This is a genomic window from Rhizobium sp. WSM1274 (assembly GCF_025200775.1).
Classification (GTDB): Bacteria; Pseudomonadota; Alphaproteobacteria; order Rhizobiales; family Rhizobiaceae; genus Rhizobium; species Rhizobium leguminosarum_I.
Map to the genome: position 1 here is coordinate 2,814,957 of NZ_CP104138.1, position 13,518 is coordinate 2,828,474.

Sequence of the window (13,518 nt, forward strand, 5' to 3'; positions counted from 1 at the left end):
CCCCGCTCAGCCGGCGCGCTTGAGCACCCATTCGAACGTGCTCCGCCAAATGTCGGCCGGCACTTCCTCGGACAAGGTGCCGACCAGATCGGAAAGCCGCACGCGCCTCAGAGTATCGCGCCAGGCTTCGTCGGCTTCCCACATGATGCGGGCGACCGCGCAGGGCTTGCTGTCGCAATAACCGGCCGGCCGGCAGGGATTGTTTTCCCGGATGTTCGTGCAGGTGAAGCTGCGCGCCTTCCCCTCGACCGCCTCAACGATCTCAAGAAAATTGATCTCCGACGGAGCCTGGGCAAGCCGGTAGCCGCCGCTCGGCCCGAGCGTGGTCTCGACCAGCGACGCCTGCGAAAGGCTCTGCAGCGCCTTGGAGAGATATTCCTTCGGCAGGCCATGAAGCTCGGCGAGCGCCTTGGTGGAAAGATACCTGCCCTCTGGCAGGCCCGCGAGAATGGCGCAGCAGTGAAGCGCCCACTCGACCTGGCTTTTCAGGATCATTCAGCAACTCGTGTGATGGCTGGCTCTGCCAATGGAATTAAGGACATATCATATCCGAAAACCGGCCCGATGTAAATGACCTGCAAAAGCAGCGTCTTGCTGCTTGAACGATGACACTCGACGAGATCACCAGCGCCGAATACATCTCCGTCGGGGTCATCAGGTAAGGCGGTCCGGAACGGCAAGCGTTGCGATCACGTCGAATTCGCCGCGGTCGAGGCCAAAATCGCAAGTGTCGCCTCGATACTGGGACGCACCAGGTTCGACAGCCGGAAGGCCCGCCCAGGATCGCCATCGGCTCCGTGTCGAACGCCGACCGGACATACGCGGGTGAAACGGCTTCGGCCCACCTCGCCCGCCGTGAAAACTTTTGCTGCGTCTGGAATAAAACCACCGCGCCTCGTGTCTCATCTCAGGTATCGCAAGATTGCGTGCCCAATCTGAGGAGAGATATCATGAAATCCGTGAAATTCCTGTCCGTCGTGGCTGCCGCCGCCTTTGCCGCGACTGCTGCTTTCGCCGCCCCTCCTGTCAAGACCGTCGAATCCGAAAAGGGCAAGGTGATTGCCGGCGAAAACGGCATGACGCTCTACACCTTCAAGAAGGACGCGAAGGGCGTTTCCAATTGCAACGGCGATTGCGCCAAGAACTGGCCTCCGCTGATGGCGGCTTCCGATGCTAAGGCCGATGGTGCATATTCGATCATCGAGCGCAAGGATGGCAAGAAGCAATGGGCCAAGGACGGCATGCCGCTCTATTTCTGGGTCAAGGACAAGAAGATGGGCGACATCACCGGCGATGGCGTCGGCGGCAACTGGGATCTCGCCAAGCCTTGATCGCCAAGATCCCGATCACAAGCGAGTTGCCGGCGTGAAAACACCCGCACCCGAAACCTTTGAGGGCCAGATCCTGGCCCTCCTGCCGTCGCTCAGGCGCTATTCGCGCAGCCTGACGCGCTCGGATGCCGATGGCGAGGACCTGCTCCAGGATTGCGTCGAAAAGGTTCTCACGCGCCGCGGCCAATGGCGCGGTCTCAACCTGCGCGGCTGGGTTCTGACCATCATGACCAATCTCTACCGCAACGGCCGGCGCGGCAAGGCGCGCGACGGCCTTGTCGAGCTTGACGCCGCAGAGGATCTCGCCGCGTCCGAACCGCCGGCCGATCCACTGGAACGCGCCCGGCTGGACGATGCGCTGAACAGCCTTTCGGAGGAATACCGCGCCGTGCTGATGCTTGTCGTTATTGAGGGATACACGTATGGCGAGGTCGCAGACGCGCTCGATATCCCCATCGGCACCGTCATGTCTCGCCTGTCGCGCGCCCGCCGGCGCGTCGCCGAGCGATTGAAGGCCGACAATATCATTACGCTCCGGAGACCGAAATGAACGAGACCAATCCGAGCGTCACCGAAGCCGACCTCCACGCCTATGCCGACGGCCAGCTGCCGGAAACGGCACGCCCCCGCATCGAGGTTTTCCTGGCCGACAATCCCGACGAGGCGGCGATGGTCGCCGAATGGCAGGCGCAGAATACAGGCATCCGATCGCTGTTTGCAGGCTATGAAAAAACAAAGGAAACCGACGCTCTCCTTGTTTCGCCGCCGCGCGGCATCTCTTCCGGGCGGAAACGCGCCGCGATCGCCGCAGCCGCCCTCCTCGTCTTCGCGCTCGGCGCCGTCAGCGGTCACTATGGTCCGGCCCTTCTGGAAAAACCGGAGTTGCAGCTTGCCGCCTCCGAAACCCTGCCGAAACAGGCTGAGACCGCCTTCATGGTCTATGCCACCGAGGTTCGCCACCCCGTCGAAGTCTTCGCCAACGAGGAGGCCCATCTCGCCACTTGGCTCGGCAAACGCTTGGCGATAGAGAATCTCAAGATCCCGAATTTGCAGTCGCTCGGCTTCAAGTTGGTCGGCGGCCGCTTGTTGCCAGTCGATGGCAGGCCGGGCGCCATGTTCATGTACGAAAACCAAGCCGGCGAGCGACTGACCGTCCTGGTCGGCCGCAACACGGAAAACCGCACGACGAGTTTCCGCTTCGCCTCATCCGACAATCTCGAGACCTTCTACTGGATCGACGGCGAACTCGGCTACGCCGTCACCGGCGAAATCTCCCGCGAGACGCTGCGGGAGGTAGCTGAGGAGTGCTACCGACAATTCCCGTCGTGAGGATCACCGCGAGGGATCGTTGCTGAGCTCGATCGGCCGGCCGTGCGGCGTCGCTTCTGCCGCCCGCTGCCAGCTTTGTTGCAGCGCCAGGATCGTATCTGCATTGGCAATCCCGCGGCTGACGATGAGGTCCGAGAGAGCCGCCACCCAGCAGTCGAAATAGTCGCTCCCGTCTTCGGCCCGGCCGGGCTTGTGCAATTGCGCAGATAGTGTCGCGGCCCATTCGCTCCAGCTGAACAGGCCGTTTGCATGCAGGTGCACGGTCATGGCAAAAGCTTCGGCAGCCCATGGCTCGGGAAAAACCGGCTCGCCCTCCGGCGATCTCGGCAGCCCGGACGATTGCGTCAGCGGCGATGTCTCATGCCGGCTCAAGATAGCTCTCCCAGGCATCGATCGATACCGTCAGTGATGGATCGGCGCCCTCGCCCCAGACCTCGCCGCCGCTGAAGACCACCGTGTAAAGCCATTGCGGGTTCTCGCCCTTGCCATGAGCATTATCGTCGGGAAAGACGAAAGAGCCCTGCACCGTCTCGACCATTCCGGTCCTGGCGCGGGCATACCGCGGCAGGCGCGTATGTGTGACCGGATTGAAATTCTTGGTCTTCACCGTCTCACCGACCACGAAGAGCGGCGCGGTCTCGACCGGACGATCGCAAGGGCCGCCTTTTGCCAGAACGCCGGGCACCATATCCGCCTTCAGCACCCGCTTCGGAACCGCTCCCGCCTGCTGCGCATGGCCGGACAGCAACTCCGCGCGAGTCGCAAAGCCGTGCCGTTTGAGCAGCTTATCGATGCCGCGGATCCAGATCTCGTAGTAGCTGGCAGCGAGATAATCGGCCGGCGGAATATTCTCGCGCGCATGCCGGCTTTCATCGATCGTCCATGCGCCGAACGCGCCGCAGGAAAGCGTGATGCCGAGCGCCCGCTTTTCCCATTCGGCATGGAAACAGGGCTCGTCCTGTTCGGGCGCGACAGGACCAAAGCCCATCTGCCCGCCGAGATCATGCGGTCCGTTCATGTGGCGCTCTCCGGCCTGCTCACAACCGCCGTGCCGATCATCGCATCGCGGCTCACCAGATCCGCAAGCGACTCCTCGTCCATTCCGTCGGTCCCTTCAGGCCGTTCGGGAATGACGAGGTAACGCAGCTCCGCCGTCGAATCCCACACGCGGATCTTCTTGTCCTCCGGCAGCGTCAGCCCAAATTCGGCCAGCACGCCACGCGGATCGATGACGGCGCGCGAGCGATAGGCCGGCGCCTTGTACCAGACCGGCGGCAGGCCAAGCACCGACCAGGGATAACAGGAGCAGAGCGTGCAGACGACGAGATTATGGGTCTCGGCCGTGTTGAAGACGGCGCGCATATGCTCGCCCTGTCGGCCGGTATAACCAAGGCTGGCGATGGCCGCCGTCGCATCGCGCTTCAGCCAGTCGGCGAAATCGGCATCGCTCCAGGCCCTGGCGACGACATGGGCGCCGTTTCTCGGTCCCACCTTTGTCTCGTAGGTCTCGACGATCGCATCGATTGCCGCCGGATCGATCAGCCCCTTCTCCGTCAGCAGCGTTTCCAGCGTCTTCACCCGCGCCTGCATGTCGGAATAATGGTTGTCATGATCGTGCCCGTGGGCGTGCTCATCTCCGTGAGCATGGTCGTCGTCATGGTCGTGCAAGGCGAAGCCCTCCCGAAACTGCCCGCTAGTTCTATCATACACCACACGCCCGCCAAGCCCTCCTATGCCACTCACGCTTTTCCGCTAATCTCCTGCCATGAACATTCTGATTCTCGGCGCAACCGGCTTCATAGGCTCCGTCGTCGCGGCCCGGCTCGTTGCCGACGGCCACGCCGTGACTGGCCTCGGCCGCAATCCCACGCGTGCACGCCTGAAACAGCCAGCGATCGACTGGCGACGCGCAGATCTCTCGCGCATGACGAAAGCGACGGATTGGGACGAGATCCTCAAGGACCAGCATGTCGTCGTCAATTGCGCCGGCGCCCTGCAGGACGGCCTGTCGGATGATCTGTCGGCCACGCAGGCAGAGGCGATGCTGGCGCTCTATTCCGCCGCAAAAGGCTCATCGCGCCCGTTGATCGTGCAGATATCGGCAAAGACGGCGGGAGCCGCGAGCGATCTTCCCTTCCTCGCCACCAAGCGGCGAGCCGACGAGGCGCTGGCGGCAAGCGGCCTGCCTCACCTCATCCTGCGCCCTGCCCTCGTTCTCGGCCGCAATGCCCACGGCGGTTCGGCGCTGCTGCGGGCGCTTGCCGCCTTTCCCCTGGTGCTGCCACTGGTTCATGCCGAAAGTCCGGTCGAAACACTCTCTGTGGACGATGTGGCGGAAGCCGTGTCGCGGGCGGTCTCCGGCGGCATCTCCGGCGATGTCCATCTTGCCGCCAACGAAGTTCTGACGCTCGCCGATCTCGTCAGCCTTCACCGCCAGTGGCTCGGCCTGCCGCCCGCCCGCGTGTTTGCTCTTCCCGGCTGGCTTGCCGGCCCGGTGACGTGGCTTGCCGATCTATCAGGATTGCTCGGCTGGCGTTCGCCGCTGCGCTCGACGGCGATGACTGTCATAACCGAAGGCGTGCGGAGCTCGAAAAAAGGGGGCGGCCTTGCCTTGACACCCGCGGCAGCAACGCTCGCGGCCAATCCCTCCGGCGTACAGGATCTCTGGTTTGCCAGGCTCTATCTTCTGAAGCCGCTCGTCATATCGGGCCTGTCCGCTTTCTGGCTGCTCTCAGGTTTGATCCCGCTGCTGGCGTTGGAGAATACGTCCGCGCATTTCCTGCCGTTCATGCCTGAGCCCGCAGCAACGGCGCTGACGCTTGCAACCTGCCTGATCGACATCGCTCTCGGCGCTGCCGTCCTCCTTCGCCCGCTGGCGAAACGTGCCCTTCTCGGGATGCTGGCCGTGTCGTTCGCCTATCTTGCCGGCGCCAGCCTGCTCGAACCCGCCCTCTGGCTCGATCCGCTCGGTCCACTCGTCAAGGTGCTGCCGTCGATGCTGCTGACACTCATCGCACTTGCCACCCTGGATGAACGCTGATGCTTGAGGAATGGCTGCTGCTTGCCCATGTCGTCGGCGCAACCATGCTCTTCGGCACCGGCGCCGGCATCGCCTTCTTCATGGCGATGGCGCACCGGACACGCGATCCCAAGCTGATCGCCCATGTTGCGGCAACGGTGGTGGTCGCCGACACCCTCTTCACCGCCACCGCAGCCATTCTCCAGCCGGTGACCGGCTATCTGCTGGCCCGGTCGATCGGCTGGGAGCTGTCGGAGGGCTGGCTTGCGCTGTCGCTGCTGCTTTATGTGGTGACCGGCCTGTTCTGGCTGCCCGTCGTCTGGATCCAGATCCGGCTGCGCGATCTTGCCCGCGCCGCAGCAGCGGCGGGAAAAGCCCTGCCGCCGGCCTATTTCAGCCTCTACCGCATCTGGTTTGCTTTCGGCTTTCCGGCCTTCTCAGCCATCATCGGCATTCTCTGGCTGATGCTGACAAAGCCGTCGATCGCTCTATTTTAGCATCGGCCAGAGGCTTAGCACCAACAGCACTGCCATGCTGATATTGAACCATTTCAGTCGCACGGGATCCGAAAGCCATTCCCTGAGCGCCGAGCCGAAGCCGGCCCAGGTCGACACGCTGGGCACATTGACTGCCGCGAAAGCGAGACCGACGATCAGCACGCTCGCGAGGTAGAGTTGCGGATTGGTATAGGTCGCCATCGCGGTGACCGCCATCACCCAGGCTTTCGGATTGACCCACTGGAAGGCCGCCGCCGCGACGAACGACATCGGCTCGACGCCAGTGCTGCCTTCGCTGAGCGAGCGCGAGGTAGCGATCTTCCAGGCGATCCAGACGAGATAGGCGCCGCCTGCAAACTTCAGCGCCGTATAGACTACGGGCACCGTGTGTAGCAGCGCGCCGAGCCCGAAGCCGACGCCGATGAGCAGCGAAAAGAACCCAACGCCGATGCCAAACATATGCGGGATCGTCCTGCGGAAACCGAAATTCACGCCCGATGCGAAGAGCATCATATTGTTCGGCCCCGGCGTGATCGAGGTCGTGAAGGCGAAGAGAACGAGGGCGAGAAATGTATCCAGCGGCATGCGACCTCCCGAAGCCAGCTTTCCTGCGGCCTGTTTATTTAGGTCAGCATAACTGTCCTAAACCATCGATGCCATGACATCATTGTCATGGTGACAGGATTACTTGAAAGATGGCGACACGGCCCAATCTCCTGTCAAAGGGACAGAAAACCATGCAGGACGACCCGATTCCATCGATCACATTCCCGAACGGCACCGAGGTGCCGGCGCTCGGCCAGGGCACCTGGGCCATGGGCGAGGATGCCGGCCATGCCAAGGCCGAGATCGAAAGCCTCAAGGCCGGCATCGATCTCGGCATGACGCTGATCGACACCGCCGAAATGTACGGCGACGGTGGCGCCGAGGAGATCGTCGGCCAGGCGATCAGGGGCCGGCGCGACGAGGTCTTCATCGTCAGCAAGGTCTATCCCTGGAATGCCAGCCTGCATGGTACGATCGAGGCCTGCGAGCGCAGTCTCGAACGGCTGGGCACCGATCGCATCGATCTCTATCTGCTGCACTGGCGCGGCAATTATCCGCTCACAGAGACCGTCGCGGCCTTCGAAACGTTGAAGGCATCGGGCAAGATCGGTGCCTGGGGCGTCTCCAATTTCGACACCGACGACATGGAGGAACTGCTTGGAGTGCCCAATGGCGCCAACGTCGCCGCCAACCAGGTGCTCTATAACCTTTCCCGCCGCGGCATCGAATTCGATTTGCTGCCCTGGTGCCAGAGCCGCGGCATTCCCATCATGGCCTATTCGCCGATCGACCAGGGAAGCATCCTGCACCATCCCGAGCTGATCCACATCGCCAAGGCCTATCAGGCAACGCCCGCCCAACTGGCCCTCGCCTTCCTGCTGGAACGCGACGGCGTCATCGTCATTCCGAAGACGGCAAATGCCGAACGCGCAGCGGAAAACCGCGACTGCGTCTCGCTCGACATTACCGACGATGACTGGGATGCCCTCGACGCCGCCTTTCCACCGCCCACAAAGAAAAAACCGCTGGAGATGCTCTGACCTTCAGCGGCTTTCCCAGCATCGAGTTTAGATGCCCAGCCTGTAATCTTACATGCCCGGGCTGTAATCTCTACATGCCCGGGCTGTAATCTTTACATGCCCTGCACGCCGCGGTTCATCGCCGCAATCCCGGTACGGCACACCTCGATGAGGCCAAGCGGCTTCATGATCGCCACGAACTGATCGATCTTCGACGATTTGCCGGTGATCTCCAGAATGAAGTGACCGACCGTCGCATCCACTACCTTGGCATGGAAGGCATCGGCAAGGCGCAGCGTCTCGGCACGCATCTCGCCCTCGCCGATCACCTTGACCAGCGCGACTTCGCGCTCGATCGGCCGGTCCTGGCCGAGCTCGCGGGCACGCACCGTCAGGTCGACGACGCGATGCACCGGCACGATGCGCTCGAGCTGCGCCTTGATCTGCTCCAGCACCTGCGGCGTGCCGCGTGTGACGACGGTGATGCGGGAAAGATGCGCCTGATGCTCGGTCTCGGAGACGGTCAGGCTCTCGATATTGTAGCCGCGGCCGGAGAACAGGCCGATGACCCGGGCAAGAACGCCCGGTTCGTTGTCGACGAGAACCGAAAGCGTGTGGCTTTCGACGGCCGCCGTTTCCGGCGAGATGAAATAGGCGGAGCCCGTGGGCTGTAGGTGTGCGTTCATGGCGATGTTTACTCTTCCCTTTTAGACGAGCGCGCGGCCCTTGGCATCGATCGCATTGGCGACCGCTTCGTCGGTGGCTTCGTCCGGCAACAGCATTTCGTTATGAGCCTTGCCCGAGGGGATCATCGGGAAGCAGTTGGCGAGATTGGCGACGCGGCAATCGAAAATGACCGGCTTCCTGACCTCAATCATCTCCAGAATGGTGTCGTCGAGATTTTCCGGCTTTTCGCAGCGCAGGCCGACGGCGCCATAGGCTTCCGCCAGCTTGACGAAATCGGGCATCGCCTCCGTGTAGGAGTTGGAAAGACGATTGCCATGCAGCAGCTGCTGCCACTGGCGCACCATGCCCATATATTGGTTGTTCATGATGAAGATCTTGATCGGCGCATCGTGCTGGATCGCCGCCGACATTTCCTGGATGCACATCTGGATCGAGGCGTCACCGGCAATGTCGATGACGAGGCTGTCGGGATGGGCGATCTGCACGCCGAGTGCTGCCGGCAGGCCGTAGCCCATCGTGCCGAGGCCGCCCGAAGTCATCCAGCGGTTCGGCTGCTCGAAACCGAAGAACTGTGCCGCCCACATCTGGTGCTGGCCGACCTCGGTGGTGATGTAGGTATCGCGGTCCTTGGTGTGGGCGAAGAGCCGCTCCAGCGCATATTGCGGCATGATGACATCATTGCTCTTCGTATAGGCGAAGGAGTTGCGTGCCCGCCAGCGGGCGATATCGGTCCACCAGTCGTCCAGGCGACCCTTTTCCGGCTTCTTCGGCAGCGCCCGCCACAGGCGGACCATGTCTTCGAGGACATGGCCGACATCGCCGCGGATGCCGATATCGACGCGGACGTTCTTGTTGATCGAGGATGGATCGATATCGATATGGATCTTCTTCGAGGTCGGCGAAAAGGCATTGAGACGGCCGGTGATGCGGTCGTCGAAACGCGCGCCGATGCAGACCATGACGTCGCAATCGTGCATCGCCATGTTGGCCTCGTAGGAGCCGTGCATGCCTAGCATCTTCAGCCAGTTCTTGCCCGAAGCGGGATAGGCGCCGAGGCCCATCAGCGTCGAGGTGATCGGGAAATCGGTGAGTTCGACCAGCTCACGCAGCAGCTTGGAAGCCTCGGGGCCGGAATTGACGACGCCGCCGCCGGAATAGATGACGGGACGGCGCGCATTCGCCATCAGCTCGATTGCCGCATGGATCTGGTTGAGGTCGCCCTGGATCTTCGGCTGGTAGCTCTTCTGGATCGTGTAGTCGGCGGGAGGCGTGTAGGTGCCGGTCGCAAACTGCACGTCCTTCGGAATATCGACGACGACAGGGCCCGGACGGCCGGATTGGGCAATGCGGAAGGCCTCGTGAATGACGGCGGCAAGCTCGTTGACGTCCTTGACCAGCCAGTTGTGCTTGGTGCAGGGGCGGGTAATGCCGACCGTGTCGCATTCCTGGAAGGCGTCGGAGCCGATCAGCGAGGTCGGAACCTGGCCGGTCAGGCAGACGAGCGGGATCGAATCCATCAGCGCGTCCTGAAGCGGCGTGACCGCATTGGTAGCGCCTGGGCCAGAGGTGACCAGCATGACGCCGACTTTGCCGGTGGAGCGGGCGTAGCCTTCGGCTGCATGGCCGGCGCCCTGCTCGTGTCGGACGAGGATGTGCTTGACGTCTTCCTGCTGGAAGATCTCGTCGTAGATCGGCAGGACCGCGCCGCCGGGATAGCCGAAAATATGTTCGACGCCGTTGTCCTTCAGCGCCTTGAGAACGATCTCCGCCCCCGTCATCCGATTGCCTGCCGCCTGATTGTCCGTGCTCATCTGTCTGTTCCGTTTGATGCTGGGATTGCGTTTGTGGCCGGAAGCCCGAATTTCGGGCATAAAAAAAGGCCCCTGAGGAGCCTGTCATCTAGCGCATGGGTGGCTATCGCCGGATGGTTACACCATCCTGCCCATGCGCTTTCCCACCACGATAAGAGCCGTTGCGATTTTCATGGTCGGAAGTGATAGACAGAAAATTTCGCAGCGTCAACGCATGCCGCAATAAAAAACTCCCCCCGCCAGCATCCCCGAAAATCGATAGGATGAAGGATTTGTTAAAGGATCGACTTTATTCTTTTACGCTACCGCAGGGAGTAGCCCTTTGCTCAACAACGACTTGCGCATGTCTGGCAAGGCAGGCGAGCACGATCGCCGCGATGGCCATGCGCCGGGAAATCGCTTTCTCGGCCGCGTCGTCGCATGCAGCGGTTCGCGGGCGACGATTGCCGCGGTCGCCGAACAAGGCGGCACCGATCTGACCGAACTCTGGTCCGTGGGGCGGCTGATTTCGATCAGCGTCGGCCGCAACCGCGTCGTCGCACTCGTCTATCAGATGAACACCGGCAGCCATGCCTGGGGCGAAGGCGAAGACAATATTTTCAAGATCGAGACAGAGCTGCTCGGCGAAGTGCGTGTCGACGAGGACGGGCGCGAGGAATTCTCGACCGGCATCTCGCGTTATCCTTATCTCGGCGCCATCGCCCACCGCATCCGATCCGCCGACCTGATGCGCATCTACGATGCCGGCGAAGGTACGACCGCCGTCATTGGCAAGCTGACGCAGGACGAAAGCATCGATGCGGCGATCCACATCCCCACTATGCTCTCCAAGCATTTCGCCGTCGTCGGCTCCACCGGCGTCGGCAAGTCGACGGCCGTGTCGCTGCTCCTGCACAAGGCGATCGCGGCGGATCCGAAGCTGCGCGTCCTGATCCTCGATCCGCATAACGAATTTGCCGCCGCCTTTCCCGAGCACGCCGTCACCATCGATACCGATACGCTCGACCTGCCCTTCTGGCTGATGCGGCTGGAGGAATTTGCCGAGGTCGTGTTTCGCGGCCGCCCGCCGGTGCCTGAAGAGCTCGACATGCTGCGCGATATCATGCCGGAGGCCAAGCGCGCCTTCCGCGGCAGCGACAACTCGCTGGTGCGCCGCACGACGGAAAAGAGCTCGATCACTGCCGACACGCCGGTTCCCTACCGCATGGCCGATCTGCTGGCGCTGATCGACGAGCGCATCGGCCGCCTGGAAGGCCGCGCGGAAAAGCCCTTCCTGCGGTCGCTGAAGATGCGTCTCATCGCTGCGATCAACGATCCGCGCTACCACTTCATGTTCTCCAACAACACGATCAGCGACACGATCACCGAAACCATCGCGCAGATCTTCCGCATCCCCGGCGAGAACCGGCCGATCTGCACTTTCCAGCTCGCCGGCATCCCCTCCGAGGTCGTCAATTCTGTTGCCTCCGTACTCTGCCGCATGGCCTTCGAGGTGGCGCTGTGGAGCGACGGCGCTATCCACATGCTCGTCGTCTGCGAGGAAGCTCACCGCTATATCCCCTCCGATCCAAGTCTAGGCTTCGTGCCGACGCGCCAGGCGATCGCCCGCATCGCCAAGGAAGGCCGCAAATACGGCGTCTCGCTCGGCATCATCACCCAGCGCCCCGGCGAGCTCGATCAGACGATCCTGTCGCAATGTTCGACGCTCTTTGCCATGCGCCTTGCCAACGACCGAGACCAGGAAATCATCCGCTCGGCCATTCCGAACTCGTCGATCTCGACGACGAGCTTCATCTCCTCGATCGGCAATGGCGAAGCGATCGCCTTCGGCGAGGCGATCAGCGTGCCGATGCGCATGCGCTTTTCCCGCGTCGACGAAAAGCTCCTGCCGAAGGCGAGCAGCGCCAACAGCAAGAACAGCGAAGAAGATCCGGATACGGTCGATCTGCGCAAGATCGTCACCCGCATGCGGGCGGTGACCGTCGGACCCGACATTTCGAATTTCCAGCAGAGCTATGCCGCGTCCGCCGCAGACTTCGACGAGGCTGATCCAACCGACGAGGATCTCGACGCGAAGCAATACACGCCGCCCGTCTCTTCCGCCGCGCCGCCCGCCCCCGCGCCGCTTGAATCCTACCGCCGCGAACTGCTGCCGCAAACACCGCGGCTGGACCCCGCCACGTCACCCGCGATCGATCCCAGGCTGGACGCGCTCCGCCGTGAGATGCGCCGCGATGAGCCGGTCTTTGCCCGGCCGGCACCGCCGGCGGATCAGCCCGCCGTCTCGCGCCGGGAGCCCGGCACATCGCTGCGCGAAAGCATCCTGAAAAAACCGCTGAGCAGCCTCTACAACAAGGATTGAGGCTTCAACTCGCTCTCCAATGCGATCAGTGGCTCGACGGCCTCGAGCACCCGTTGCCGGTCCATCGGCCCGAGCGGCAAGAGAGGGCGTGGGAGCTCTGTCCTGGCGAGTGAGAGAAGATCGATTAGCGTATAGATCACGCGAAGGCTTCCGAACGCCTTGAACGTTTGCCAGAGCGGCTCGATAAGACCATCGAGCCGACGCGCTTCGCCGCCCTCGCCCGCAATCGCGGCCCTGGTCAGGGCAAGGGCGACGCGCGGAAGCACTCCGCCGATAACGCTGTACCAGGCGTCGGCACCTGAAAGCAGCGCTTCGGCAGCGCCCCAGTCGCCGCTGTAGCCGATCGCAAGCTTGGTCTTCTCACGCAATGCCGCCAGTTCGCCTGTGAAATCGCCGTCAACTGGCAGAGGCATCTTCACCGCCCTGATCGTCTCGATGTCAGACAGGCGCTGCAGAAGGTCCCGGCTGAAGGTGAAGTGGGTCGTCCCGGGATTGTTGTAGATGCAAAGGGGCAGCTTCGCCGCCTCGGTGACCGCAAGGAAATGCTCGTAGGCTTCGTCCTGAGTAAGCGGCGTGTAGGACACCGGCGCAAGCAGAAGCGCATCTGCACCAGCGGCCTCGGCATCTCTCGCAAGGCTCCGGGCGTGGTCTGTCCTCAAAGCACCGACACCGACGACGAGGGGAACACGACCGCGAACGCACTCGACCGCGGCCTCGACGGCTCGCCGTCGCTCCTCGCATGTGAGAAAGGCGTAGATCCCGGTGCTGCCGAGAAGGCCTATCGAAGCGACGCCTGTATCGCACAGGCGTTCCAGCAGGCGGCAGAGAGCTTCGGTGTCGACCCGGCCATCCCTATCGGCGGGCGTTGGCGGAAAAGCCGAAAGGCCATGAAACGGAGAGGCGACAGACATGATGCG

General features: G+C 62.6%; 15 protein-coding genes and 1 pseudogene. 7 read left to right on the forward strand and 9 right to left on the reverse strand.

Features of this window, described 5'->3' with window-relative positions; translation table 11 throughout:
- Nucleotides 1-6 precede the first annotated feature (6 nt).
- A complete protein-coding gene (locus N2600_RS14240; protein ID WP_017965026.1) occupies nt 7-495 on the reverse strand; it encodes an RrF2 family transcriptional regulator in 489 nt (162 codons plus the stop codon).
- A gap of 118 nt (nt 496-613) precedes the next feature.
- Nucleotides 614-889, reverse strand: a pseudogene (locus N2600_RS14245) (hypothetical protein); the annotation flags it as partial.
- Between the two features lie 61 nt (nt 890-950).
- Here N2600_RS14245 and N2600_RS14250 point away from each other — a divergent pair.
- The 3 genes from N2600_RS14250 to N2600_RS14260 are packed head-to-tail and all read left to right on the forward strand — an operon-like array spanning nt 951 to nt 2,660.
- The gene (locus N2600_RS14250) at nt 951-1,331 is read left to right on the forward strand and encodes a COG4315 family predicted lipoprotein (RefSeq protein ID WP_260296560.1); all 381 of its coding nucleotides are present in this window, start codon (nt 951-953) and stop codon (nt 1,329-1,331) included.
- 34 nt (nt 1,332-1,365) lie between these two features.
- Nucleotides 1,366-1,881, forward strand: coding sequence for an RNA polymerase sigma factor (locus N2600_RS14255; RefSeq protein ID WP_260296561.1), 516 nt, complete (start codon nt 1,366-1,368; stop codon nt 1,879-1,881).
- Entirely contained in the window at nt 1,878-2,660 is a 783-nt protein-coding gene (locus N2600_RS14260; RefSeq protein ID WP_260296562.1) for an anti-sigma factor family protein, read from the forward strand. The genes N2600_RS14255 and N2600_RS14260 overlap by 4 nt, the downstream gene beginning before the upstream one ends.
- A gap of 3 nt (nt 2,661-2,663) precedes the next feature.
- Here N2600_RS14260 and N2600_RS14265 read toward each other — a convergent pair whose 3' ends face one another.
- The 3 genes from N2600_RS14265 to nthA are packed head-to-tail and all read right to left on the reverse strand — an operon-like array spanning nt 2,664 to nt 4,328.
- Nucleotides 2,664-3,032, reverse strand: a complete 369-nt coding sequence (locus N2600_RS14265; protein WP_222386253.1) for a nitrile hydratase accessory protein — start codon at nt 3,030-3,032, stop codon at nt 2,664-2,666.
- The gene (gene nthB, locus N2600_RS14270; protein WP_260296563.1) at nt 3,019-3,678 is read right to left on the reverse strand and encodes a nitrile hydratase subunit beta; all 660 of its coding nucleotides are present in this window, start codon (nt 3,676-3,678) and stop codon (nt 3,019-3,021) included. Before nthB ends, N2600_RS14265 begins: the two co-directional genes overlap by 14 nt.
- A complete protein-coding gene (gene nthA / locus N2600_RS14275; protein WP_222386342.1) occupies nt 3,675-4,328 on the reverse strand; it encodes a nitrile hydratase subunit alpha in 654 nt (217 codons plus the stop codon). Before nthA ends, nthB begins: the two co-directional genes overlap by 4 nt.
- Nucleotides 4,329-4,425: 97 nt before the next feature.
- Between nthA and N2600_RS14280 the strand changes: the two genes are divergently transcribed.
- Both N2600_RS14280 and N2600_RS14285 read left to right on the forward strand, forming a co-directional pair.
- The gene (locus tag N2600_RS14280; protein ID WP_260296564.1) at nt 4,426-5,700 is read left to right on the forward strand and encodes an SDR family oxidoreductase; all 1,275 of its coding nucleotides are present in this window, start codon (nt 4,426-4,428) and stop codon (nt 5,698-5,700) included.
- Complete coding sequence (locus tag N2600_RS14285) at nt 5,700-6,176, forward strand: DUF2269 family protein (protein WP_017965034.1); 477 nt, start codon at nt 5,700-5,702, stop codon at nt 6,174-6,176. The genes N2600_RS14280 and N2600_RS14285 overlap by 1 nt, the downstream gene beginning before the upstream one ends.
- Here the strand turns inward: N2600_RS14285 and N2600_RS14290 are convergent.
- Complete coding sequence (locus tag N2600_RS14290) at nt 6,168-6,761, reverse strand: LysE family translocator (RefSeq protein WP_222386256.1); 594 nt, start codon at nt 6,759-6,761, stop codon at nt 6,168-6,170. The two genes, N2600_RS14285 and N2600_RS14290, sit on opposite strands and share 9 nt — an antisense overlap.
- A gap of 152 nt (nt 6,762-6,913) precedes the next feature.
- Here N2600_RS14290 and N2600_RS14295 point away from each other — a divergent pair, with 152 nt between their 5' ends.
- Nucleotides 6,914-7,762 carry an aldo/keto reductase gene (locus tag N2600_RS14295; RefSeq protein WP_162116008.1) on the forward strand — a complete coding sequence of 283 codons (849 nt, stop codon included), beginning with the start codon at nt 6,914-6,916 and terminating at the stop codon, nt 7,760-7,762.
- 92 nt (nt 7,763-7,854) lie between these two features.
- Here N2600_RS14295 and ilvN read toward each other — a convergent pair whose 3' ends face one another.
- Together ilvN and N2600_RS14305 are read right to left on the reverse strand one after the other, a co-directional pair.
- Nucleotides 7,855-8,427 carry an acetolactate synthase small subunit gene (gene ilvN / locus N2600_RS14300; RefSeq protein ID WP_003560902.1) on the reverse strand — a complete coding sequence of 191 codons (573 nt, stop codon included), beginning with the start codon at nt 8,425-8,427 and terminating at the stop codon, nt 7,855-7,857.
- A 21-nt stretch (nt 8,428-8,448) separates the two neighbouring features.
- Nucleotides 8,449-10,239 carry an acetolactate synthase 3 large subunit gene (locus N2600_RS14305; protein ID WP_170276434.1) on the reverse strand — a complete coding sequence of 597 codons (1,791 nt, stop codon included), beginning with the start codon at nt 10,237-10,239 and terminating at the stop codon, nt 8,449-8,451.
- 322 nt (nt 10,240-10,561) lie between these two features.
- Here N2600_RS14305 and N2600_RS14310 point away from each other — a divergent pair, with 322 nt between their 5' ends.
- The gene (locus tag N2600_RS14310) at nt 10,562-12,601 is read left to right on the forward strand and encodes an ATP-binding protein (protein WP_260296565.1); all 2,040 of its coding nucleotides are present in this window, start codon (nt 10,562-10,564) and stop codon (nt 12,599-12,601) included.
- Here N2600_RS14310 and N2600_RS14315 read toward each other — a convergent pair.
- Nucleotides 12,586-13,512: a dihydrodipicolinate synthase family protein gene (locus tag N2600_RS14315; RefSeq protein WP_260296567.1), complete on the reverse strand. Its 927-nt coding sequence runs from the start codon at nt 13,510-13,512 to the stop codon at nt 12,586-12,588. The two genes, N2600_RS14310 and N2600_RS14315, sit on opposite strands and share 16 nt — an antisense overlap.
- Between the last annotated feature and the right edge of the window lie 6 nt (nt 13,513-13,518).